Raw genomic sequence first — 23,069 nt, forward strand, 5'->3', positions numbered from 1 at the left:
TGTGGTGCGGGACGGTGGGCCCCCACGGACGCCTTCGGCCGCGTCGGCTCACCTCGATGCGCCCAGCGTGGGGTCGGGGTGTTTCGCCGTACGGCGTCGTGTGTTGCGGTCGTGCAACGTTCGCGGGAGGCCGTGTTACGACTGTGTGAACGACAGGAGCGGCGCGACGGCGTCGGCGAAGCGTGCCGCCACCTCGCCCACGGGTCGCGACCGGGCCGCACGCTCGGCCGAGGCGCGGGCAACGGCCGCCCCGTCGCCGTCCGCGACGAGGTCGCTGACGGCGGCCGAGAGCACGCCCTCGAAGTCGTCCTCGTCGAACAGCCGGACGTGGGGATCTGCCTCCCGCTCGACAAGGGCTCCGGTGCGGGGCGCCACCACGGGGAGATCGAAGACTCCGCCAGCAGGCACCCCGCGGAGCTCAACCTGCGCGAGGAGGCTGGACGGCGATGTCGGCGGCACCATCCACACCTGGATCTCGTCGTCCCTCAGGCCGGACTGGGTGAGTGGCGCCGGGGCACGGGGGTCGGCTCGGGGGTGGCGCTGGACGAGAGCGTGGTGCTCGCGCTCGGGCGGATCCCGCCCGGCGACGGGCTCGACCGACTGCTCGACTTCGCCGGCCGTCCTTGCCTCCCGCACCTGCGGATCCTGGTGGCCGGCTCGCTGCGACGCCGGCCCGAGTCGGAAGAGCAGGCCGCCCGGCTCTCCACGGCACCGAGGGTGACCAGCGTCACCAGGCGGCTCGGACCGACGACGCCACACCTCGGACGGTTGTCGAGCACGCGCCGAAGGCGGGTCAGCGAGTGCGGCTCGATCGGGTGTCGGGTTCAGCACAAGCACGTCGTCGACCCCCCGATCGAGGAGCCGGGCGATCCCGAGGTTGTTGCCGCCGGCGTATCCCAGGTTGGCTCCCGATGCCACGACCTCTGCGCGCCGCCCGACACCCTCTCGTGGCCGGTCGTGGTCGGCACCTTCGGGTGCGTTGTCGACGACGACGATCTCGAGGTCGAGCTCGCGGGACATCTCCAGGGAGTCAAGACAGGTCCAGGTATCTCCTGGATGTCCGTAGTTGAGCACGACCACGCCGGTGCTGGCGTTCCCGATCATCGTTCTCAATTCCGGAGCGTGAAGTGCTCCCCACCCACGGGGATCCGTTCCCGGTGTCGCCGGCCCTAACCGGTGCGACCGGCCGCCTGTGCCATCTGCTGGTACCACCGACGGTTCACCTGGCGCTTGTTGGTTCCCTCGCGGTTGTCACCCTTCTCGATGACCACGAGGTTGTGGTAGCAGTGCACGGCGACTACGTGACGGTCGGTGTACGTCGCCCGGTAGCTCTCGTCGAGGAACTCCTCGTGGTTGAGCCCGTCGAGCAGCCGCTTCACCATCGCCATGGAGGTGTTCGGGTCGTCGAGGTCGAGACTGCCCTTCCAGTCCGGCCAGTAGCTGGTCTGGATGTCCTCGATCACGTAGAGCCCGCCGTCCTCAAGCATCGGGAACAGGACCGCGAAGCTCTTGATCACGTGCGGCGGTCGGTGGCTTCCGTCGTCGATCACGATCGTGGGGGCGCCGTACCGCTTCACGATCCGCCGCATCAGCGCCCGGTTGGTCTGCGAGCCCCGGAACGCATGGATCCGCGGCTCGTTGACGAAGGACTTGTCCTGGATGTCGACCCCCACGATCTGCGCCCGGGGGAAGAACCACTTCCACATCTTCAGCGAGGACCCACCCTGAGCCTCACGGGCGTACCCTCCGATGCCCAGCTCGAGGACGAGCATCTCGCGGTCGCGCAGATGGGCGAAGTGGCGCTGGTAGTGCGGCGTGTATCGGTGGGTGCCCCACTTGTCGCTGCCGAACTCCTGCGCGAGCTGCGTCAGGTCCATCCGGCGGTAGGGGTGACGCGCCGCCTTCGCGTCCCGCAACGTCCGCCGTACCCGCCCGGCCGCACGGCGTACGACGGAGCGGTGCCGGCCGGTCATCCGAGCAAGGCGTCGACGAACGCGCCCGGGTCGAACGGAGCCAGGTCGTCGGGACCTTCGCCGAGGCCGACCAGCTTCACCGGTACGCCGAGCTCTCGCTGCACGGCGACCACGATCCCGCCCTTGGCCGAGCCGTCGAGCTTGGTCAGCGCGATCCCGGTGACGTCGACGATCTCGGAGAAGACCCGCGCCTGGACCAGGCCGTTCTGCCCGGTCGACGCGTCGAGGACCAGCAGCACCTCGGACACCGGTGCCTGCTTCTCGATGACCCGCTTGACCTTGCCGAGCTCGTCCATCAAGCCCGCCTTGTTCTGAAGGCGTCCGGCGGTGTCCACGAGCACGGTGTCGACCCCACGGTCGATGCCCTCCTGCACGGCCTGGAAGGCGACGCTCGCCGGGTCGGAGCCCTCGGGTCCGCGCACCACGTCGACGCCCACCCGCTCGCCCCACGTGGCCAGCTGGTCGACGGCCGCCGCACGGAACGTGTCGGCCGCGCCGAGCACCACGGAACGGTCCTCCGCCACCAGGATCCGGGCGAGCTTGCCGACGGTCGTCGTCTTGCCGGTGCCGTTCACGCCGACCACGAGCACCACCCCGGGCTTGCCGTCGGCTCCGGACACCTGCAGGCGACGGTCCATGTCCGGGCCGACCAGCTGGAGCAGCTCGTCGCGCAGGACGGCGCGCGGGTCACCCGCCTCCTTGCCGCCCACCCGAAGTCTCGCGCGCAGGTTGTCGACCAGCTGCTGAGTCGGCGCGACGCCGACGTCGGCGGTGAGCAGGGTGTCCTCGATCGCCTCCCAGGTGTCCTCGTCGAGGCGGTCGCGCGACAGGAGGGAGAGGAGTCCACGCCCCAGCCCGCCCTGTGAACCAGCCAGTCGCTGCCGCAGCCGGACCAGCCGCGACGCCGTACCTTCCGGCCGCTCGACGGTGGTGACGGGTGCCGACGGCGCCTCGGGCTCGGCGGCCGCCTGCTCGTCGGCAGGAGCCGGTACGCCGCGCGCCGGAGCGTCGGCGTCGACGGGCGGCGGAGCGGTCGTGCCCCGGCGGCGACCGGTGGTCACCAGGCCGATGACGATCACCGCGGCGAGGACCAGGATGCCGAGGACGAGGTACAGCACGGTCATACCGTCATCCAATCATTGGCCAGGGGGATGGTCTGAGCGCCTGGCGAGCGAGCTCGCTGCGGCGTTCGCTGCGGTGGTCGCGCGGACTTCGTCCGCGAGGTGGTCTGAGCGCCTGGCGAGCGAGCTCGCTGCGGCGTTCGCTGCGGTGGTCGCGCGGACTTCGTCCTCGCGACCGTCCTCACTCAGCCCGGCGGTGACCCCCGGGACGACCGTGGTCGAGGCTCGTCAGGTCGAGCGCGAGCGACCGGGCGTCGGGATCCGGCTCGGGCTCGGACCCTTCCTCGGCGGTGTTGTCGAGGGTCGGCACGTTGTCGACGCCCTTGCGCAGGAGGCGACCCAGCCACCGCACGTGGGGGACGTCCTCGCCACGGTGCGGGAAGGCGACGTACAGCACCACCAACCCGGCGAGCACCAGGATCACGAGCATGGCGACCACCAGGAACATCATGTCTTCACCTTCGCAGACCCGCCTGAAGGTTCACCAAATCCCGGGCCTCTCCGCGCGGCGCAGCCGGCTCACTCGCGCGGGCGATCCTTCAGCTTTCGCCAGCCGCCGGAACGGTTGTCGGCCACGAGCTGCCGGAAGAACTCCAGGAGGGCGCCGGAGGGTACGTCGTCGCCCTCGTGGAAGCCGATGGTGCGGGCGGTCTTGTTGTCGTGGCCGGCGGTGATCAGCCCGTGGGGATCCGGCACGATCCCGCCGTCGTAGACGAAGACGTTCACGTGGTCCTTCGCGGCCAGGAACGCCGCGACGTTCCCCTCGCAGACGAAGTACGGCTGCACTGTGCGCTTGATCGTCTCGGCCATCTCCGGGTCGGCTCGGTGCAGCACCTCGCGCACCCGCTCGAACGTGGCCCGTTGCCAGTCCGGGAGTGGCGCGAGGTAGGCGTCGACACGGGGGTCGCGGATGCTCATCGGAGGATCCCTTCCGCGGCAGCACGTACGGGCTCGGGGATCGACATGGCCGGTCGCGCCGGGTCGGTGTTGTCGACGTACACCACGACGACCCGCCCCTCGGCGGCCGCCGCGTCGTCCCCTTGGAACAGGCCTACTCGGTAGACGATCGACGACCGGCCGACCCGGTCGACCACGACGCCCAGGTCGATCGGTGCGGGATAGGCGATCTCCTGGAAGAACCGGCACGACGCCTCGGCGAAGACCCCGATGGTGTCCGGGTCGTCGACGGCGTCGCCGATCGTCGCCTGCAGGTGGACGTCGATCGCGGTGTCGATCAGCTCGAAGTAGCGGGCGTTGTTCATGTGGCCGAATCCGTCCATGTCGGCCCAGCGCGTAGTGGCGGTCGACCAGTGCACGAAGTCTCGACGCGAGGGACGCGGGGCTCGCTCGTTCATGCTCCGTTTGTATCGACTTCCGCGGTGCTCTGGCCACTGGGGGTGTGCACTTCTGCGGTGATGACCCCGCGTGACACGGGGGTGGGGCTCAGGCGGACTCGCGGAGGCGCTGGCTGATCACCGTCGAGACGCCGTCGCCTCGCATGGTGACGCCGTACAGCGCGTCGCCGACCTCCATCGTGCGCTTCTGGTGGGTGATCACGAGCAGCTGGCTGCTCTCCCGCAGCTCCTCGTAGATCTCCAGCAGACGGCCGAGGTTGGTGTCGTCGAGCGCGGCCTCGACCTCGTCGAGAATGTAGAACGGCGACGGTCGGGCCTTGAACAGCGCGACCAGGAACGCGACCGCCACCAGCGACCGCTCGCCGCCGGAGAGCAGCGACAGCCGCTTGACCTTCTTGCCGGGCGGTCGCGCCTCGACCTCGACGCCGGTCGCCAGCATGTCGGACGGGTCGGTGAGGACCAGCCGGCCCTCGCCACCGGGGAACAGCCGGGAGAAGGTCTGCTCGAACGCCACCGACACATCGGCGTACGCCTCGGTGAACACCTGCTCGACCCGTGCGTCCACCTCACGGACGATGTCGAGCAGGTCCTTGCGGGTGGCCTTGAGGTCCTCGAGCTGCTCGGTGAGGTACTTGTGCCGTTCCTCGAGCGCGGAGAACTCCTCCAGCGCGAGCGGGTTGACCCTGCCGAGCATCGCCAGCGCACGCTCGGCGGTACGGAAGCGCTTGGTCTGCTCCTCGCGGTCGTACGGCGTGGGGTCCGGCGCCGGCTCGCCCTCGGCCACCTCGCCCGAGAACGGCACGAGGTTGTCGGGGCCGTAGTCGGAGACCAGCGAGTCTTCGTCGAGCCCCAGCTCCTCCAGTGCCCGCTCGGCGAGCTGCTCGATGCGCATGCGCTGCTGGGTACGAGCCATCTCGTCGCGGTGGACGGAGTTGACCAGCTCGTCGTGCTCGCGGTCCAGGTCGCGCAGGGAGGCGCGGACGGTGAGCAGCTCCTGCTCGCGATCGCTGCGGGAGGCCTCCACGGCAGCCCGGGCCTCGGCGGCGAGGTGGATCGACAGCTCGAGTTTGGCCAGCACGACGCCGACGGCGACCCCGACAGCCTGGGCCGCGCGGCCCTCGCGGATCAGCCGCTCGCGGCGCTCGATCGCACGCGCCCTGGCTTCGCGCTCCGCCTCGGCGGCGCGGACCAACGAGTCGGCACGGCCGTGCAGGGCCCGGGCCCGTTCCTCGCTGGTACGGAGGGCCAGGCGGGCGTCCGTCTCGGCCTGGCGGGCTGCCCGCGCCGCGTCGGCGAGCCGCTCGCGCTCGGCGGTCTCGGGCTCTTCGTCGGTGGCGTCCTGCGCTGCCGCGAGACGGCCCTCGAGCTCGGCCAGCCCGGCGAGGTCCTGCTCGCGGGCCTCCTGCGCGGTGGCCATCGCCTGGGAGATGCGCTCGGCCTCGGAGCGGGCGGCACGCGCCTGCGAGCCGTGGTGCCCGAGCTCCTCGGCGACGGCGGCGAGCGTGGCGTCGGACTCGTGCAGCTTGGCCAGCGCGACGTCGACCCGGCTCTGGGCGTCCTGCCGCTCGGACTCCAGGCGCGAGATGTCGAACCCGAGTCGCTCGGAGGCGGCCACGGCGTCGGCCAGCGCGGCCGACGCGTCGTCGTACGCCGCCTGGATCTCGAGCAGGCTCGGCTGGCTCTGCGAGCCACCGGAGGCGAAGTGGGCGCCGTACACGTCGCCGTCGCCGGTCACCGCGGTGAGGTCGGGCAGGTCGGCCACGAGGGCGCGGGCCGCGTCGAGGTCCGCGACGACGGCGGTCTTGAAGAGCAGGCGGGCCAGGGACGGCCGCAAGGTGTCCGGACACTGCACGACGTCGAGGGCGTACGCCGCGCCGTCCGGGAGGGCGGGCCACGGAGCGTGGTCGGGGACCGGTCCGCCGCCGAGCAGGAGTCCGGCGCGACCGAGGTCGGCGACCTTGAGGTGGTCGAGCGCCGCGACCGCGGCGTCACCGTCGGCGACGGCCACGGCGTCGGCGGCCGAGCCGAGCGCGGCGGCCACCGCGGTCTCGTAGCCGGTCTGCACGGTCAGCACGGCGGCCACCGAGCCCAGCAGCCCGGACACCGAGCCGGAGGCGGCGAGAAGCGCACCCGCACCGTCCTTGCGGTTCAAGCCGAGCGCGAGGGCGTCCTTGCGGGCGTTCAGCGAGGACCGGTCGCGGTCGGCCTGCGCGGCCTCCTCGCGGGTCTTCGCCAAGCGATCGGTGAGGTCGTCGAGCACGGCGACGGCCGACTCGTGCTCGGCATCCAGGCCCTCCTCTCCAGCGTCGAGGCCGGCGATCCGGGTCTCGAGCGCCGTGAAGTCGTGCTGCGCCCGCTCGGCCCGCGCGGCCGCCGCGGCCCGCGAGGACTCCAGCCGGCCGAGCTCCTCGTCGGCGGCAGCGGCGCGCGACTTCAGGGCGTTCACCTGTCCGGCGAGCCGGGCCAGTCCCTCGCGACGGTCGGCCGCGGCGCGCACCAGGCCGGCGACGCGGCGGTCCTCGTCGGCTGCCGCCTCCTCCGCCGTACGACGGTCGGTCACCGCCTGCTCGAGCGCGGACCTGTGCAGGTCGACCTCGGTCGCGATCTCGGACTCCTGGGCCCGCACCCGCTCGGACTCCGCCTCGAGCTCGCCCGGGTCGCGGCCGAAGTCCAGCGACTCCTGTTCGGAACCAGCGGCGTTGCGCACCCGCTCGGCGGCGAGTGAAGCCGTACCGCGCAGCCGCTCGCGCAGGCCGGAGAGTCCGAACCAGGTCTCCTGGGCCCGGGCCAGCGCGGGCAGGTCTCCACGGAGCGCCTCCTCGAGGCGACCCTCGGCCTCCCGGGCCGCGGTGATCGCGGCCTCGACCTCCTCGCGCCGCTCGACCAGGATCGTCTCGTCGGCGAGCTCCTGCTCCAGCGCGGTGCGCGCGACCATCAGGTCGTCGGCCATGATCCGGGCCCGGGCGTCGCGCGCGTCGGCCTGCACGACGGCCGCCTTGCGGGCGACCTCGGCCTGCCGCCCGAGCGGCTTGAGCTGCCGCCGGATCTCGCTGAGCAGATCGCTCAGACGCGTCAGGTTGCCGTCGGTGGAGTCGAGCTTGCGGAGCGCCTTCTCCTTGCGCTTGCGGTGCTTGAGGACGCCGGCGGCCTCCTCGATGAACCCGCGCCGGTCCTCGGGGGTCGCGTGCAGGATCGAGTCGAGCTGGCCCTGTCCGACGATCACGTGCATCTCGCGGCCGATGCCGGAGTCGCTGAGCAGCTCCTGCACGTCGAGCAAGCGGCACGGCGTGCCGTTGATCGCGTACTCCGACCCGCCCGACCGGAACATGGTCCGGCCGATCGTGACCTCGGAGTACTCGATCGGCAGGGCGCCGTCGGCGTTGTCGATGGTCAGCAGCACCTCGGCGCGCCCCAGCGGCGGGCGGCCGGCGGTGCCGGCGAAGATGACGTCCTCCATCTTGCCGCCGCGCAGGCTCTTGGCGCCCTGCTCACCCATCACCCAGGCCAGGGCGTCCACGACGTTGGACTTGCCGGAGCCGTTGGGGCCGACGACGCAGGTGATGCCCGGCTCGAGCTGAAGCGTCGTCGACGAAGCGAAGGACTTGAACCCCTTGAGGGTCAGGCTCTTCAGGTACAACGTGGCTCCTTGACCTCAACGGCGCGGCGACCGGGGTTGTCGATCTGACTGCAGGCGCGCGGAGGACGAGCGGGGGAAGTGCAGCGGTGCTCACCCTACCCAGGGTGATCGGCGATCCCGGGCATCCGGGGCGGTGTCGGACGGGTCAGAGTCGGCGCTCAGCGGCGGCGCAGGCGGTCGCGCAGGATCATCAGCTGCTCCCGCTCCTGGTCGGTCAGCGAGTCCATCCCGCCGGCGCTGATCTTGTCCAGCAGCGCGTCGAGGGCGGCCTGGTCGCGCGAGACGGGTGGTGCCCCGGATGGCTGCCAGGGCCCCTGGACCACCGTCGGTCCCGACGTACGCCGCTGCCGTTTGGCCTTCGGCTTGCGACGGAGCTTGAGGTTGGGCACCCCGCGCCACTCCGACATCAGGCCCATCGACCGAGCGACGACCGCGGTCAGGAGCAGCCCCAGCGCGAAGTTCAGCAGGAGCAGCCACTGCCGGTTGCCGACGTAGCTGAGCACCGAGATGCCGATGATGATCGCCCCGATCACCCAGCCGGGGATGTTGAAGAAGAAGCGCCGGTGGGGGTACTCGGCGATGAAGACCAGCAGCACCATCAGCTCGAGCTGGTTGACCGACGACAGCGTGCCGTACAGCGTGCTCAGCTGGACCACGGCCACCCAGAGCACTCCGAGGCCCACGGTGATCAGGCCGAGGAACCAGGCCATCTTCTTCTTGCCGAGCAGGCTCTCGATCTCGGTGCCGAAGTACCAGAAGATGAAGATCGCGAACGCGTCCAGGAGCCCGATCCCGCCGGGATAGGCGATCGGCCAGGTGAGCACTCTCCAGACCTGACCGGACACCACCGAGTCGGGGTCGAGGTACAGGTGGGACTGCACCGGGCCGAGGTTGCCTTCGAAGGCCCACTCGATGACGGAGGCGATCGCGAGGACGACGACGAGGACGGTCGTGGTGACCTCGATCCTGCCCAGGTGGAACCAGCCGTCGTCGGACCCGCCTCCCGGCCGGCCGATCCCCCATCGCATGCTCACGGGGTCACGCTATCCGGCGGCACGTCGGCGTGGGCGATGTAGGCCAGAGCCCGCCAGATCAGGATCAGGGTGATGCCGGAGCCTACGAACGCGAACCAGAACGGCGCGGTCAGGCCCCAGCGGCCGGCGATCGCGCCCCCGAGCGCCTGGCCGATGACGATGCCGCCGTACAGGCCGACGCTGTACACCGACCCCACCCGGCCTTGGTACTCCGTCGGCACCACCCGCTGGCGCACGGTCTGGCTGACGGTCGCCCACACGAACGCGTAGGACCCGAACCCGAACATGATGACGAACGCGATCACCGGGGAGCGGTTCACGGCGAAGGCCAGGTGCATGAGCACCTCGAGCGTGAGACAGCCGCGCATCAGGGTCGCCAGCCCGATGTGCTGCTCCAGCCAGCCGTAGCAGGTTGTGGAGACCAGGCCACCGACGGCGGCCGCGGTGGTCAACAAGCCGAAGCCGACCGGGCCCATGCCCAGCACCTGGGTCGAGTAGAGCACCAGCACGGCCCATGCCGCGGCCCAGGTGACGTTGAAGGTGAGGATCACCAGCGCGAGGGTGCGCACCGCGGAGTGCCCCATCAGCCATCGGATGCCGTCGACGATGTCCTGGCGGACGTGGGTCCCCTCGAGGTCGCGGACCGCGCCCGGCGGGGTGGCGACCTTGGCGATGAGCACGACCCCCAGCCCGACGCAGACGGCCTGGGTCACGAACGGGAGCGCCATGCCGGCCGCGAACAGGAACGCGCCCAGCGGGGGCCCGGCCAGCTGGTTGAGCGCGATGGTGCCGGTCATCAGCCGGGCGTTGCCGATCCCGAGGTCCTCGCGCCGTACCAGCATCGGGAGCAGGGTGCGCGCCGCGCTGTCGGAGAACAGCTCGGTCAGGCCGATCAGGAGCATCGCGACGAGGACGACGCGGATGTCCACGTCGCCGGCCCCGATGGCGAGCGCGAGGACCGCGAGCACGACCACGCGCAGCGCGTCGCAGACCATGACCATCCGGCGCCGGTCAACGCGGTCGGCGAGCGCACCGGCGTACAGGCCGAACAGCAGCCAGGGCAGGCGCTGCAGGAGCGCGGCGAGCGCGACGAGGAACGGCTCGTGGGTCTGCGAGGCGACCAGCAGCGGTCCGGCCGCCAGGGCCAGGCCGTCGCCGAGGTTGGACGTCCAGGACGACGCGAGCAGCCATCGGAAGCTGCCGCCGAGCCGGGGTGGCGCAACGCGGTCCCCGATCACCTGCGCCATCCCGGTCACGAGGACGAGAGCCTAGACGGCCGGAGGGTGCGGAGGCTTGCAATTTCCACGCGCCCGTCGGCGTACGCGGGAGGCGCGCGAGAAGAGCGCACCAGGCCCGCTCAGCGGGGCTGGTGCGCTCGCTGTGCGGAGCCGTGGGTACGGCGTCGCGACCTGCTGGGAGCCGTGGTCGCTGGGTGTCGCTGGTGGGGTGAGCCGGGACCCGCGAGGGTCAGGCCGGCTGCATCTCCAGGTGCTCGGGATCGAGGTCGAGAGCCTGGGCCGCCGAAGCGACGGCGAGGCGGTCGTTCTCCTCCATCAACCGGGTGACCAGCGCCTCCAGCTCGGCGATCCTGATCCGCAGCTGACGGTTCTCGGCGGCCAGCCGGAGGGGGAGGCCGCGGTCCTGCTGCAGATGGCCGATCAGAGCCTTGGCCATGTGTGATGAGCCTTCCGACGTGGGAGACCCGCCGTGACCGGGGGGCCGTCTTCAAGGGTGACACCTCGGTGGGAATCGGTCAATGTCGGGTCACCCCCGAACGGGGGTCCTTCGCGCCCGCGGCACCGGCTGGCAGCGGGGGCAGAAGTACGACGAGCGGTTCATGAACTCGACCCGACGGATCGGGGTGCCGCAGCGGTCACACGGCTCGCCCTCGCGGCCGTAGGCGTGCAGGGAGCGGTCGAAGTAGCCGGACTGGCCGTTCACGTTGACATAGAGCGCGTCGAAGCTGGTGCCGCCCTCCACGAGAGCCGCGCCCATCACCGCCCGGGCCTCGGCGAGCACGCGGCGTAGGTCGACGGGCCGGAGCCGCTCCCCCGGCCGGTCGCTGTGGACCTGCGCATGCCACAGCGCCTCGTCGGCATAGATGTTCCCGATGCCCGAGACGAGCGTCTGGTCGAGCAGCAGGCGCTTGATGCCCGCCCTACGCCGGCGGACCTTGCCCACGAAGAGGTCGTCGTCGAACTCGGGGTCGAAGGGGTCGCGGGCGATGTGTGCGATCTCGGGTGGCACCTCGGCGCCGCCGTCGGAGACCGCCAGGCCACCGAACATCCGCTGGTCGACGAAGCGGAGCTCGCGGTCGCCGAGGTCGAAGCGCACCCGCAGGTGGCGCTCGTCGGGGTGGCGGGGGTCCTGCACGAGGAGCTGACCGCTCATCCCGAGGTGGCCGAGGAGAGCGTCGCCGTTGTCGAGGGGCAGCCAGAGGTACTTGCCGCGGCGACGGGCCGCCTCGAAGCGGCGGCCGGTCAGTGCGGCGGCGAAGCCCGCAGGCCCGCGATGGTCACGGCGTACCGGACGGGGATGGAGGACGGTGACCGAGCCGATGGTGCGGCCGACGACGTGGCGAGCGAGGCCGTCGCGGACGGTCTCGACCTCGGGAAGCTCGGGCACAGTGGTGGCTGGTCAGTCGTCGGTCGCCTCGACGACCGCGTCGATCACGGGGTCGGAGACACCCAACGACGCCGCAAGCTCGCCGTACGCCGTCTCCGCGGCGGCCTGCTCGGCCTCCTTCTTGGAGCGGCCGACCCCATTGCCGTAGCGCTGCTCGCCGACCCGGACCTGCGCGGTGAAGGTCTTCATGTGGTCGGGGCCCTCGTCGGCGATGAGGTACTCCGGAACGCCGAGGCCGTGCTCGGCGGAGAGCTCCTGGAGCGAGGTCTTCCAGTCGAGCCCCGCGCCCAGGGCCGAGGCCGCATCGATCAGCGGGTCGAAGAGCAGATGGACGACCTCGGCGGAGCTCTCGAGCCCGCCGGAGAGGTGGACCGCGCCGATCACCGCCTCGACGGTGTCGGACAGGATCGAGGCCTTGTCGCGACCTCCGGTGGTGTCCTCGCCGCGGCCGAGCTTGATGTAGCCGCCCAGCTCGATGTTGCGGCCGACGACGGCCAGGGCGCGGGCGTTGACCACGGCGGCGCGGAGCTTGGCGAGGTGGCCTTCGGAGAGGTCCGGGTGGGTGCGGTACAGCGTCTCGGTGACGACCACGCCGAGCACGGAGTCACCGAGGAACTCCAGCCGTTCGTTGGTCGGCAGGCCGCCGTGCTCATAGGCGTACGACCGGTGCGTGAGTGCACGCTCCAGCAGCTCGGCGTCCAGGGTGGGTTCGCCGAGCGACGTACGCAGCGAGGCGTAGTTCAGGGTCCTGGACCCGGTCTCAGAGGACCTGGCGACGGGCGCCGCGCGCGCCGTACTGGCCGCAGGTGCCGCAGGCACGGTGCGGCAGGTGCTTGGCACCGCACGCGGGGTTGGCGCAGGTCACCAGCGTCGGCGCCACGGCCTTCCACTGCGAGCGCCGATGGCGGGTGTTGCTGCGCGACATCTTCCGCTTCGGGACTGCCACTGTTCTCTCCTACGTCGTGGGCCCACCGGTCCCGGTGGGTCATCGTGCGTTGCCGGACTACCTAGTCTTCTGCCTGCTCGGGCTCGACCAGCGCGCTCAGCGCCGTCCACCGCGGGTCGACCGGCGCGTCGTGCCCGTGGTCCGGATCATCCGCGAGCCGGGCGCCGCACTCGACGCACAGTCCGGGACAGTCGTCCTGGCACAACGGCTGGAACGGCAGTGCGAGCACCACCGCGTCCCGCAGCAGCGGCTCCAGGTCGACCAGGTCGTCCTGGAGCGTGCTGACCTCGAGCTCCTCGTCCGGATCGACGCTCTGGTCGTCGTACACGAACAGCTCCTGGAACCTCACCTCGACGTCGTCGGAGATCGGCTCCAGGCACCGTGCGCACTCGCCGACGACGGCGACTGACGCCGTCGCGGTGACCAGGACGCCCTCCATGACCGCCTCCAACCTCAGGTCGAGATCGACCGGAGAGCCTTCGGTGACGCCGAGGACCTCGATGCCCAGATCTGCCGGTGCCGGAACCGTCCGTGACACCTCGCGCTGGGACCCCGGGCGGCGACCGAGCTCGCGAGTATCGAGCACGAGCGGCGCTCTCGGGTCCAGTTTGCTCAGGGGTTCACTTCTTCTTCTGGCCACAACAGATCGCCTCGTATCGTATCCGGCCAGGTCAGGGGCGCAAAACCAGCGGCCCCATCTCGCCGAGTCGTCGCGTGCCGACTCGGCGTGTTTTCGGTGCGCTCGGCGCCGGGTCGGCGTCAGGCCAGGCGTTCCTTCAGCAGGTCGTGGACGAACCCCGGGACGAACGACGAGACGTCGCCACCGAAGCCCGCGACCTCCTTGACCAGCGACGAGGAGACGAAGCCGCGTTCAGGGCTGGTCGGGATGAACACCGTCTCGACGCCGGTGAGGGAGGAGTTCATCTGCGCCATCTGGAGCTCGTAGTCGAAGTCGCTGGCAGCTCGCAGCCCCTTCACGATGGCGTCGACGTCGCGCTCGGCGCAGAACGTCGTGACCAGGCCGGTGAAGCCCTCCACCGAAACGTTGGAGAGGTCGGCGCAGGCGCGCCGCATCATCGTGATCCGCTCGTCGGCGTCGAACAGCCGGTTCTTGCTGACGTTGGTGCCCACCGCGACGATCACCTCGTCGAACAGCCGCGAGGCGCGGCGCACGATGTCGACGTGCCCGAACGTGGCCGGGTCGAACGACCCGGGGCAGACGGCGCGGCGCAAGGGGCCTCCTGGAGTCCGGTTCGGCTAGGCGGTGCTGGACGCGGCGGCGTGAACGTACCAGAGCACCGTCTCGCCGTACTTCTTCTCCCGGCTCGCGCCGAAGCCGTCCGGCCAGGCGGGCTCACCGCCCCGCGTGCCTCGCTCGACGACCACCATCGCGCCGGGCACGAGCCAGTCCTGGTCGACGAGGGCGATCAGGTCGGCGGCCAGGTCGTCCTCGGCGTGGGCGTACGGCGGGTCGAGGAACGCGACGTCGTACGGCGCGGTCGGCGGCCGGGACAACGCGCCGGCCACCGGTCCGGTCACGACCTGTGCCTTGTTGAAGCCGAGGTCGTGGGCGTTCGCACTGATCATCGAGGCGGTACGCCGGTCCTGCTCGACCAGCGTGACCACGCCGGCTCCGCGCGACCAGGCCTCCAGCCCGACCGCACCCGACCCGGCGTACAGGTCGAGGAAGCGGAGCCCGGCGAGCGACCCGCACCACGACTCGATGGCGGAGAAGAGCGCCTCGCGCACGCGGTCGCTGGTCGGACGGGTGCTGACCCCCCGTGGCGTGGCGATGCGACGGCCGCCCACTCGTCCCCCGATGATGCGAGTCATGGCCGTGCCGGTCTCCCGGTGAACCCGCACGGCGCGGTCATGACTTCTCCATGAACTCAGACTGCCGTGAATGCTCCAGTTCTGTCACGAGCAGCCGGAGGTCGGGTGTGCGTACGAGCTCGGGATCGTCGGCCAGCAGTGCGGTCGCGGCCGCGCGGGCCTCGAGGATCGTGTCCTCGTCGCGGAGGACACGCAGCTGCTGCAGCGAGCTGTGGAACCCGGACTGCGACCGGCCGAGCACGTCGCCCTCACGACGCTGCTCGAGGTCGACCCGGCTGAGCTCGAAGCCGTCGGTGGTGCCGGCCACGGCGTCGAGGCGCTCGCGGGCGGGGCTGCCTGCTTCGGCGTGCGTGACCAGGAGGCACAGCCCGGGAAAACCGCCACGGCCCACGCGGCCGCGCAGCTGGTGGAGCTGGGAGATGCCGAAGCGGTCGGCGTCGAGCAGCACCATCGCGGTCGCGTTCGCGACGTCGACACCGACCTCGATCACCGTGGTCGCGACGAGCACGTCGGTCGTCCCCGCGGCGAAGGCGCGCATCGCGCGGTCCTTGTCGTCGGGTGGCAGGCGGCCGTGGAGCAGGTCGAGCCGGAGCCCGCTGAGGGCCCCGCCGCGCAGCGACTCGACGACCTCCTCGGCAGCGCTCAGGGCATGGGCTGCCGCCACCGGCTCGCCGTCGTCGTCGAGGGCCGGCACGTCGGACTCACCCTGCTCGAGCTCGTCGCCGGTGATGCGCGGGCACACGACGTACACCTGGTGGCCCTTCTCGACCTCCTCGCGCACCCGTGTCCAGACGCGTTCGATCCAGGCCGGCTGCTCGGCGAGGGGTACGACGTTCGTCTGGATCGCCGCGCGGCCGGCGGGGAGCTCGGTGAGCGTCGAGACCTCGAGGTCGCCGAAGACTGTCATCGCGACCGTGCGCGGGATCGGCGTCGCGGTCATCACCAGCACCTGGGGGGGCGTGCCCGCCTTGTCCGTGAGCGCCGCGCGCTGCTCGACCCCGAAGCGGTGCTGCTCGTCGACCACGACGAGCCCGAGGTCGGCGAACTGCACGTGCTCCTGCAGCAAGGCATGGGTGCCGACCACGATCCCGGCCTCACCGCTGGCGGCACGCAGGAGGGCCTCCGCGCGGGCGGACCTGGGCATCGAGCCGGTGAGCAGGGCGACGGTGGTCGCCTCGGCGGCGCCACCGAGCATCCCCCCCTGGGCGAGGTCGCCGAGCATCGCCGTGATCGAGCGGAGGTGTTGCTGGGCCAGGACCTCGGTCGGGGCCAGCAGGGCCGCCTGGCCACCGGAGTCGACGACACGGAGCATCGCCCGCAGCGCCACCAGCGTCTTGCCGGAGCCGACCTCGCCCTGCAGCAGCCGGTTCATCGGGTGGGGCCGCGCGAGCTCGGCCATGATCTCGGCCGAGACCACCTCTTGGCCGCCGGTGAGCGTGAACGGCAACCGCTCGTCGAACGCCGCGAGCAGGCCGCCGCCGCCGGCCCGGGCCTGGCCCCCGAGCCCGGCCAGTGCGGCCCGGCGGCGCGCCATCACGAGCTGGGTCACCAGCGCCTCGTCGAAGCGGAACCGGCGTTGGGCCTGCTGCAGCTCGGGCCACGAGTCGGGCGAGTGGATGTGACGCAGCGCGGTCGACAGGTCGGGCAGCTCGTGGCCGCGGCGTACGTCGTCGGGCAGCGGGTCGGGCAGGTCGTCGATGACGGTCAGGGCGAACGCGATCGCGCGCTGGAGGTCCCACGAGTGGACGCCCTTGGTCAGCGGGTAGAGCGGGAACAGCGCCTTGATCGAGGCGACCGCGGCACCGGCGGTCTCGTCCTCGTCGTCGTCCTCGTCGGGAAGACCGAACAGCACCATGGTCGGGTTGGTCAGCTGCCACTGCCCGCGGAAGGTGCCGACCTTGCCGATGAACACGCCCCGTCGCCCGACCGAGAGCCGACCCGCGTGCCACTCGCTCACGTGCTTCGACTTGGCGAAGAACGACATCCGCAGCGCCGGGCCGTCGGTCTGCAGCGTCGTGTCGAGCCGGTACGCCGTGCGCCGTGAGCGGCGGTCGAGGTAGGTGTTGACGGTGCTCTCGACGATCTCACCGACCACCGTGAGCATCTCCCCGCTGCGCAGGTCGGTGACCTTGGTCAGCTCGCCGGTGCGGACGTAGCGCCGAGGGAAGTGGAACAGCAGGTCGCCGACCGTGCGCAGGCCGAGGCCGTCGGTGATCTTCTTGGCCTTGCCCTTCTTGGTCTGGGCGCCGAGCACCGATGCCACGGGCGAGTCGAGGTCGATCACCAGGCCCTCCAGTCACTCGACGGACATCAGCAGCGGGTAACGGTCCTGCCCCCCGTCGTACACCATGACGTCGACATGCGCGTGACGGTCGGCGACGTACTCCTCGCACTGCTGGGTCAGTCCGTTCGCATCGGCGCCGCTGACGAGGGTGACCAGCTCGCCGCCTCCGCCGAGCATCCGCTCGAGGATCTCCGTCGCGACCGCGGTCAGGTCGTGACCGACCACCGCGAAGTCGCCCTCGATCACGCCGAGGACGTCGCCGGGCTCGCAGGGACCGGCCATCGTGATCGCCTGCCGGGCGGCGATGGTGACCGCACCGTGGCGGGTGTGCCGGGCGGTGGCGGTCATCTCGAGGACGTCGGCGTCGAACCCGCGGGCCGGCTCGTGGACCGCCAGGGCCGCGAGCCCCTGGACCTGCGCCTCGGTCGGGATCACCGCCACCCGGACGTCGAGGTCCTCCTCGGCGGTCCGCGCGGCGATGCGCGCGGCACGCACCGAGTCGTGGTCGTTGGGCAGGATCACGACCTCGGCAGCGCCGGACTCGGCGATCGCGTCCAGGATCATCCCCGTCGAGGGCCGGTTGCCGGGACCGCCCTCGATCACGATCGCACCCGCTTCGCCGAACAGCCGGGCCAGACCGGGACCGGCGGACACCGCGACGATGCGGCGGCCGGCGCGGGCCTGGCTACGGCGCGCCGCGGCGGCGACCTGCTCCGCGAAGTGCGTGACCCGGACCCGGTGCGGATGACCGGCGGCGATGCCCGCCTCGATCGCGGCACCGACGTCGTCGACGTGGACGTGGACGTTCCACAGCCCCTCTCCCCCGACCACGACGAGGGAGTCGCCGAGTGGCGCGAGGGCCTCGCGCAGCGCCGGCACGGCGTCGTCCTCGGCGTCGAGGAGGTACATCACCTCGTACGACGGACCGGCCTCGCTCAGGTCGGCGACGCCCGTGGTCACCGGGATCGCTCGCGCGCCGAGAGGCAGTGGCGTCTCGATCGGGTGACGCCCGGTGAGCACCGTCTCGGCCGCGTCGAGGATGACGCTCAGCCCGCGACCGCCCGCGTCGACGACACCGGCCGCACGGAGCTGCTCGAGCTGCTCCGGGGTGTGGGCGAGGGCTTCGCGCGCGGCCCCGGCGGCCGCGGCGAACACGTCGCGCGCCCGGGCGCGCTCGTCCGCGGCTCGTCGTACGGCGGCGTCGGAGGCGGCCCTGGCGACGGTCAGGATCGTGCCCTCCACGGGCGTCCCGACCGCGGCGTACGCCGCCTCGGTGGCCTCGGCCATCGCCTCGGCCATGATCGTCGCGTTGGGTTCGCCGTGCCTCGCCCTGCCGATCCGCGCGACCAGTGCCCCGAGCAGCTGGCTGAGGATCACGCCGCTGTTGCCCCGGGCGCCGAGCAGCGCGGCACGGCGGAACGCGGCGAGGGCGGTGAGGAGGTCGGCATCGTCGGCGGCGGCCTGGTGGATCGCGTCGCGGGCTGCGCTCATCGTGAGGTACATGTTGGTGCCGGTGTCGCCGTCCGGCACCGGGTAGACGTTGAGGGCGTCGATCTCCTCGCGGGCCGCCGCCAGGGCGTCGACCGCGACGTCGACGAAGCGCCGGACGACCGCGAGCTCGATCCCGCCGCCGGTAGGTGCTTCCATCGTCTGTCGTGCGCTCCTCAGGTCGGGCCCGAGAGGCTCGGGCGGCTGCCAGGTTAGTGCTCCTCGACGGAAGGTGTTCGAGGGGCAGCCGTGGTCCGGGTCGTTGATTCGTCCGCGTGCGGGTGCGTCAGATATTCTTTCCCGGTTGCCCGCTCCGCGCGGGCCCCGTTCCAGCTCTCAACCAGGAGTGACTCCCGTGGCTGCCGTCTGCGACATCTGCGCCAAGAAGCCGGGCTTCGGCAACAACCGGCCGTGGTCGAAGAAGATCACCAAGCGGCGCTTCGACCCCAACATCCAGCGCGTGCGCGCCACGGTGAACGGCACCCGTACGCGTCTCAACGTCTGCACCGGCTGCCTCAAGGCCGGCAAGGTCACTCGCTGACCTCCTGAGCTCATGCGTTGCCCCGGGCCTGTGGTCCGGGGCAACGTGCTTGTCGGGGCGGGTTCAGAAGTGGGTCCACCCGGTGGGGCCGTCGTAGTCGCCGTCGTCGACGGTGACCCCGGATCCTTCGGCGACCGACCCGACCACCGTCCAGCCGTCGGGCACGTCGTCTGCGGAGGCGTACGTCGCGAGCAGCGCGTGGTCGTCCCCCCCGCCGAGGATGAAGCTCAACGGGTCCGCACCGGTCGCGGCGGCGACGGCGTGGAGGGGCTCGGGGATGTCGAAGGCGTCGCGGCGTACGTCGATCGCCACGCCGGAGTCCTCGGAGAGGTGGCGCGCCTCGGCGAGCAGGCCGTCCGAGATGTCGATCATCGCCGTGGCGCCGGCTTCCGCGGCGACCCGTCCCGCGTCGTACGGCGGCTCGGGGCGGCGGTAGGCCTCGACCAGCACCCGGGGCGAGCGGAAACCGCGTCCGAGTACGGCGAGCCCGGCCGCCGCCCAGCCCTGGCGTCCGCACAGGGACAGGACGTCGCCGGGCTCGGCGCCCGACCGCAGCACCGGCGACTGCGTGCACGAGCCGAGCACGGTCACCGCGATCACCAGGCCGTCGGCCGCGGTGAGGTCTCCCCCGACCACCGAGGCGCCGACCAGCCCGCATTCCTCGGCGAATCCATGGGCGAAGTCCAGCGCCCACTGGACAGGCAGGTCACGCGGCGCCGCGAGGCCGATGGTCAGCGAGTGCGCGCGGCCTCCCATCGCGTTGATGTCGGAGAGGTTCGCGGCCGCGGCCCGGTGCCCGATGTCGGCCGCCGAGGCCCAGTCGCGGCGGAAGTGCCGGCCCTCGACGAGCACGTCGGTGGAGACCAGCACGTGGCCGTCGCGGATGCGCAGCACGGCGGCGTCGTCGCCCGGCCCGACCAGCACCTGCTCGCCCTGCGCGAACACGTCGCGGAGGCGATCGATCAGCGGGAACTCTCCGGCCTCCGAGACGGTCGCGTCAGCGGGGAACGACATGCGCCCATCCCACCAGATCGGGGCGCTGTCGCGTCCCGCACCCGCCGGGCGACCTGTCGGGCGCGACATACTGCACGGTAGGTTGTGCCCCGGTAGCACCCGGCAGGCCGCCGATCCCCATCGTGCTCGCGGAGGAGACAACCCATGGTCGTCCAGGCGTACATCCTCATCCAGACCGACGTCGGCAAGGCCGCCGAGGTGGCCCGCGCGATCGCCCAGGTGAAGGGCGTGACTCTGGCCGAGGACGTCACCGGTCCGTACGACGTGATCGTGCGCGCCGAGGCCCGCAACGTCGACGAGCTGGGCAAGCTGGTCGTGTCCAAGGTACAGAACCTCGACGGCATCACCCGCACCCTCACCTGCCCGGTCGTCCACATCTGATCCGGACTGACTTGGCCCGAACCTCGCCGCGCCCCGAGCCGCTCGTGCGGACCCGGGGCGCGCGCCTGTCCGCGGGCGTCGCGTGTCTCGGGCTGGTGCTCGTGGCCTGCGGCAAGGAGCCGGTCAGCATCCCGACCCTGCGCCTCTCGGCCGCCGACCAGGCGGTCTGCCAGCGCCTCGTGAACGCCCTGCCCGACCATGTCGCCGACCAGTCACGTCGCAAGACCCAACCGGCGGCCGCACTCGGAGGAGCGTGGGGTGACCCGGCGATCGTGGCCCAGTGCGGCGTTCCGGTGCCCGCGGGCTTCACCCGCACCGCCGGCTGCACGACCGCGGACGGCGTGGGGTGGTACCTGCCGGACGACCAGTTCCGCGACAACTCGTCGGACATCGTGATCTCGACGGTCGGCTACCGGCCGATCCTCCAGGTGACCGTGCCCGCGAGGTACCGGCCGAACGGGCTCGCGGCCGCGATGGTCGAGCTGGCGCCGATGGTCAAGCAGTACACGAAGCTCGTCAAACCCTGCCACTGAGTGCCGGACGCCTACCGCAGGCCGGTGGAGCGACGCAGGGCGAGCTGGATCAACCGGTCGACCAGGGCCGGGTAGTCGAGCCCGCTGGCGGCCCACATCCGCGGGTACATCGAGGTTGGCGTGAACCCGGGCATCGTGTTGATCTCGTTGACGACCAACGACCCGTCGGGCATCACGAAGAAGTCGACCCGCGCCAGTCCCTCGCAGCCGATCGCCTCGAACGCGCGCACGGCGAGCTCACGCACCTCGGCGGAGGTCGCCTCCGGCAGGTCCGCCGGTACGTCGAGCTCGGTGTGCTCCTCAGGGAGGTACTTGGCCGCGAAGTCGTAGAACTCGTGCTCCCCGCCCACGACGATCTCGGCCGGCACGCTGGTCTCGGGGGTTCCGTCGAGCGCCTCGAGCACTCCGCACTCCACCTCGCGCGCGCCGACCGCTGCCTGCTCGACCAGCGCCTTGGGGTCGTGGCGGTGGGCCTCCTCGATCGCGCCGTCGAGCTCGGAAGCGTCGTGGACCTTCGAGATCCCCATGCTCGACCCGGCCCGGGACGGTTTCACGAACAGGGGGAAGCCGAGGTCGGCGACTCGGTAGCGAACACCGTCGGGGTCGCGGTACCACTCGCGCGCCGTCACCGTCACCGACGGCAGCACCGGCAGTCCGGCTGCCCGGAGCACGATCTTGGCGTACGCCTTGTCCATGCCGACTGCACTCGCGAGCACGCCCGCCCCGACGTAGCGGACCCCGGCCATCTCGAACATCCCCTGGATCGTGCCGTCCTCGCCCCATGGCCCGTGCAGCAGCGGGAACACCACGTCCACCTCGCCGAGCGTCTCCGGCGGCTGGGCCGGCTCGTGGACGACCAGATCGGTGCCGCCGGCCTCGCGCAGCAGCGTGATCGAGGCGCGGTCCCCGTCGACCTTGGGCAGGTGGTCGGGTCCCTTGATCTGGAGGTGATCGGGGTCGCCGGACTCGAGCACCCATCGGCCGTCGGGAGCGATCCCGATCGGCACGACGTCGTACGCCGTGCGGTCGATCGCCTCGAGCACGCTGCCGGCGGTGACGCAGCTGATCGCGTGCTCACTCGACCGGCCGCCGAAGACGATCGCGACACGGGGCTTGCGGGTCCGACCCGGGTGCTCGCTCATCGGAAGGACCCTATCCGGGGGTCGCGGCGCACCCCGACCACCTCGCCGTACGCTCGCGGCATGCCAGACGACACCTGGTCCCTCGCCACCACCGCCGTCACCGCGGGGCGCCCGCCACACGAGCCGGACCAGCCGCTCAACCATCCGATCACGATGGCGTCGACGTACGGCGCGACCGGCGACCTGGAGTACGGCCGTTACGGCAACCCCACCTGGGCGGCGTTCGAGGAGGCGCTGGGTGCCCTCGAGGGTGGGCGTTGTCTCGCGTTCTCCTCGGGGCTCGCGACGGTGGCGACCGTGCTGGACCTGGTGGGTCAGGGCGCGACGGTCGTCGCACCGCGGCACGCCTACAACGGCACGGTGATGCAGTTGGCCGACCTCGAGGCCCGCGGCCGGCTGACGGCTCGGCTGGTCGATATCACCGACACTGCCGCAGTGACGACGGCCAGCGAGGACGCGGCACTGGTGTGGCTCGAGGCGCCGACCAACCCCGCGCTGGAGCTTGCCGAGATCGAGACCATCACCCGGGTCGCCCACGACGCCGGCGCCTACGTCGTCGTCGACAACACCTTCGCCACCCCACTGCGTCAGCGACCGCTGACCATGGGTGCTGACATCGTCGTGCACTCGGCGACCAAGTACCTCTCCGGCCACGGCGACGCGATGCTCGGCGCGCTGGTCACCACCGACGACCAGCTGTACGACGTACTGAAGGGCCGGCGGGACCTGGTCGGCGCGATCCCGGGCACGCTCGAGGCCTGGCTCGCGCTGCGGGGTCTGCGCACGCTGCACCTGCGGGTCGACCGGGCCGAGAGCAATGCCCGCGACCTCGCCGACCGCCTGCGCGCCCACCGCGCGGTCCAGGGGGTGCGCTACCCCGGCTTCGGCGGGATCGTCTCGATCGTGCTCGCCGGCGGCCCGGACGCGGCCGACCGGCTCGTGCGGTCGACGTCGCTGTGGGTGCACGCCACCTCGCTGGGCGGTGTGGAGTCGACGTTCGAACGACGACGTCGCTGGAAGTCCGAGCCGGACACCATCCCGGACGCGCTGGTGCGTCTCAGCGTCGGTGTCGAGGACGTGGACGATCTGTGGTCGGACCTGTCTCACGCGCTTTCCGGGCCGGCGTGATCTGCGGGGAGATCTGACGGGCCCAGCTGGACTC

24 protein-coding genes are annotated in these 23,069 nt (G+C 71.6%); 4 read left to right on the top strand and 20 right to left on the bottom strand.

The window, feature by feature from the left end; all coding sequences use genetic code 11:
• Positions 1-135: 135 nt before the first annotated feature.
• The 18 genes from VGJ24_RS00115 to VGJ24_RS00200 form a co-directional block, all read right to left on the bottom strand.
• Complete coding sequence (locus tag VGJ24_RS00115; RefSeq protein ID WP_331498397.1) at positions 136-1,113, bottom strand: hypothetical protein; 978 nt, start codon at positions 1,111-1,113, stop codon at positions 136-138.
• A gap of 56 nt (positions 1,114-1,169) precedes the next feature.
• Positions 1,170-1,973, bottom strand: coding sequence for a hypothetical protein (locus VGJ24_RS00120; RefSeq protein WP_331498398.1), 804 nt, complete (start codon positions 1,971-1,973; stop codon positions 1,170-1,172).
• Positions 1,970-3,097 carry a signal recognition particle-docking protein FtsY gene (ftsY, locus tag VGJ24_RS00125; protein WP_331498399.1) on the bottom strand — a complete coding sequence of 376 codons (1,128 nt, stop codon included), beginning with the start codon at positions 3,095-3,097 and terminating at the stop codon, positions 1,970-1,972. Before ftsY ends, VGJ24_RS00120 begins: the two co-directional genes overlap by 4 nt.
• Positions 3,098-3,275: 178 nt before the next feature.
• Positions 3,276-3,545 (bottom strand): hypothetical protein, encoded by a 270-nt coding sequence (locus tag VGJ24_RS00130; protein WP_331498400.1) that lies wholly within the window; start codon positions 3,543-3,545, stop codon positions 3,276-3,278.
• A gap of 68 nt (positions 3,546-3,613) precedes the next feature.
• Entirely contained in the window at positions 3,614-4,012 is a 399-nt protein-coding gene (locus VGJ24_RS00135; RefSeq protein WP_331498401.1) for a DUF1801 domain-containing protein, read from the bottom strand.
• Entirely contained in the window at positions 4,009-4,449 is a 441-nt protein-coding gene (locus VGJ24_RS00140) for an acyl-CoA thioesterase (protein WP_331498402.1), read from the bottom strand. The genes VGJ24_RS00135 and VGJ24_RS00140 overlap by 4 nt, the downstream gene beginning before the upstream one ends.
• A gap of 88 nt (positions 4,450-4,537) precedes the next feature.
• Positions 4,538-8,086, bottom strand: coding sequence for a chromosome segregation protein SMC (smc, locus tag VGJ24_RS00145; protein WP_331498403.1), 3,549 nt, complete (start codon positions 8,084-8,086; stop codon positions 4,538-4,540).
• A 158-nt stretch (positions 8,087-8,244) separates the two neighbouring features.
• On the bottom strand, positions 8,245-9,114 hold the full coding sequence (locus VGJ24_RS00150) for a DUF6576 domain-containing protein (RefSeq protein ID WP_331498452.1): 870 nt from the start codon (positions 9,112-9,114) through the stop codon (positions 8,245-8,247).
• A 2-nt stretch (positions 9,115-9,116) separates the two neighbouring features.
• On the bottom strand, positions 9,117-10,367 hold the full coding sequence (locus VGJ24_RS00155) for an MFS transporter (protein ID WP_331498453.1): 1,251 nt from the start codon (positions 10,365-10,367) through the stop codon (positions 9,117-9,119).
• Between the two features lie 220 nt (positions 10,368-10,587).
• A complete protein-coding gene (locus tag VGJ24_RS00160) occupies positions 10,588-10,794 on the bottom strand; it encodes a hypothetical protein (RefSeq protein ID WP_331498404.1) in 207 nt (68 codons plus the stop codon).
• A gap of 90 nt (positions 10,795-10,884) precedes the next feature.
• Entirely contained in the window at positions 10,885-11,745 is an 861-nt protein-coding gene (gene mutM / locus VGJ24_RS00165; protein WP_331498405.1) for a bifunctional DNA-formamidopyrimidine glycosylase/DNA-(apurinic or apyrimidinic site) lyase, read from the bottom strand.
• 12 nt (positions 11,746-11,757) lie between these two features.
• The gene (gene rnc, locus VGJ24_RS00170) at positions 11,758-12,489 is read right to left on the bottom strand and encodes a ribonuclease III (protein ID WP_331498454.1); all 732 of its coding nucleotides are present in this window, start codon (positions 12,487-12,489) and stop codon (positions 11,758-11,760) included.
• 16 nt (positions 12,490-12,505) lie between these two features.
• Entirely contained in the window at positions 12,506-12,691 is a 186-nt protein-coding gene (gene rpmF, locus VGJ24_RS00175; RefSeq protein WP_329650805.1) for a 50S ribosomal protein L32, read from the bottom strand.
• A gap of 61 nt (positions 12,692-12,752) precedes the next feature.
• Entirely contained in the window at positions 12,753-13,277 is a 525-nt protein-coding gene (locus VGJ24_RS00180) for a DUF177 domain-containing protein (RefSeq protein WP_331498406.1), read from the bottom strand.
• A gap of 173 nt (positions 13,278-13,450) precedes the next feature.
• Complete coding sequence (gene coaD, locus VGJ24_RS00185; protein WP_331498407.1) at positions 13,451-13,924, bottom strand: pantetheine-phosphate adenylyltransferase; 474 nt, start codon at positions 13,922-13,924, stop codon at positions 13,451-13,453.
• A gap of 24 nt (positions 13,925-13,948) precedes the next feature.
• A complete protein-coding gene (gene rsmD / locus VGJ24_RS00190) occupies positions 13,949-14,524 on the bottom strand; it encodes a 16S rRNA (guanine(966)-N(2))-methyltransferase RsmD (protein WP_331498408.1) in 576 nt (191 codons plus the stop codon).
• A 37-nt stretch (positions 14,525-14,561) separates the two neighbouring features.
• Entirely contained in the window at positions 14,562-16,808 is a 2,247-nt protein-coding gene (locus VGJ24_RS00195; protein ID WP_331498409.1) for an ATP-dependent DNA helicase RecG, read from the bottom strand.
• A 12-nt stretch (positions 16,809-16,820) separates the two neighbouring features.
• On the bottom strand, positions 16,821-18,455 hold the full coding sequence (locus VGJ24_RS00200; protein WP_331498410.1) for a DAK2 domain-containing protein: 1,635 nt from the start codon (positions 18,453-18,455) through the stop codon (positions 16,821-16,823).
• A gap of 196 nt (positions 18,456-18,651) precedes the next feature.
• On the opposite strand from VGJ24_RS00200, the gene rpmB reads away from it, so the two are divergent.
• The gene (gene rpmB / locus VGJ24_RS00205) at positions 18,652-18,837 is read left to right on the top strand and encodes a 50S ribosomal protein L28 (protein WP_331498411.1); all 186 of its coding nucleotides are present in this window, start codon (positions 18,652-18,654) and stop codon (positions 18,835-18,837) included.
• A gap of 63 nt (positions 18,838-18,900) precedes the next feature.
• Here rpmB and VGJ24_RS00210 read toward each other — a convergent pair whose 3' ends face one another.
• Complete coding sequence (locus VGJ24_RS00210) at positions 18,901-19,851, bottom strand: thiamine-phosphate kinase (RefSeq protein ID WP_331498412.1); 951 nt, start codon at positions 19,849-19,851, stop codon at positions 18,901-18,903.
• Between the two features lie 144 nt (positions 19,852-19,995).
• Here VGJ24_RS00210 and VGJ24_RS00215 point away from each other — a divergent pair, with 144 nt between their 5' ends.
• Both VGJ24_RS00215 and VGJ24_RS00220 read left to right on the top strand, forming a co-directional pair.
• Positions 19,996-20,232: an Lrp/AsnC ligand binding domain-containing protein gene (locus VGJ24_RS00215; protein ID WP_331498413.1), complete on the top strand. Its 237-nt coding sequence runs from the start codon at positions 19,996-19,998 to the stop codon at positions 20,230-20,232.
• Between the two features lie 44 nt (positions 20,233-20,276).
• Positions 20,277-20,765 (top strand): DUF3515 domain-containing protein, encoded by a 489-nt coding sequence (locus VGJ24_RS00220; protein WP_331498414.1) that lies wholly within the window; start codon positions 20,277-20,279, stop codon positions 20,763-20,765.
• Positions 20,766-20,776: 11 nt separating this feature from the next.
• Here the strand turns inward: VGJ24_RS00220 and VGJ24_RS00225 are convergent, their stop codons facing one another.
• Entirely contained in the window at positions 20,777-21,907 is a 1,131-nt protein-coding gene (locus VGJ24_RS00225) for a D-alanine--D-alanine ligase family protein (RefSeq protein WP_331498415.1), read from the bottom strand.
• A 60-nt stretch (positions 21,908-21,967) separates the two neighbouring features.
• Here VGJ24_RS00225 and VGJ24_RS00230 point away from each other — a divergent pair, with 60 nt between their 5' ends.
• Positions 21,968-23,035 (top strand): trans-sulfuration enzyme family protein, encoded by a 1,068-nt coding sequence (locus VGJ24_RS00230; RefSeq protein ID WP_331498416.1) that lies wholly within the window; start codon positions 21,968-21,970, stop codon positions 23,033-23,035.
• Positions 23,036-23,069 lie beyond the last annotated feature (34 nt).

Origin of the sequence: Nocardioides sp. (assembly GCF_036493135.1) — a bacterium.
GTDB lineage: Bacteria > Actinomycetota > Actinomycetes > Propionibacteriales > Nocardioidaceae > Nocardioides.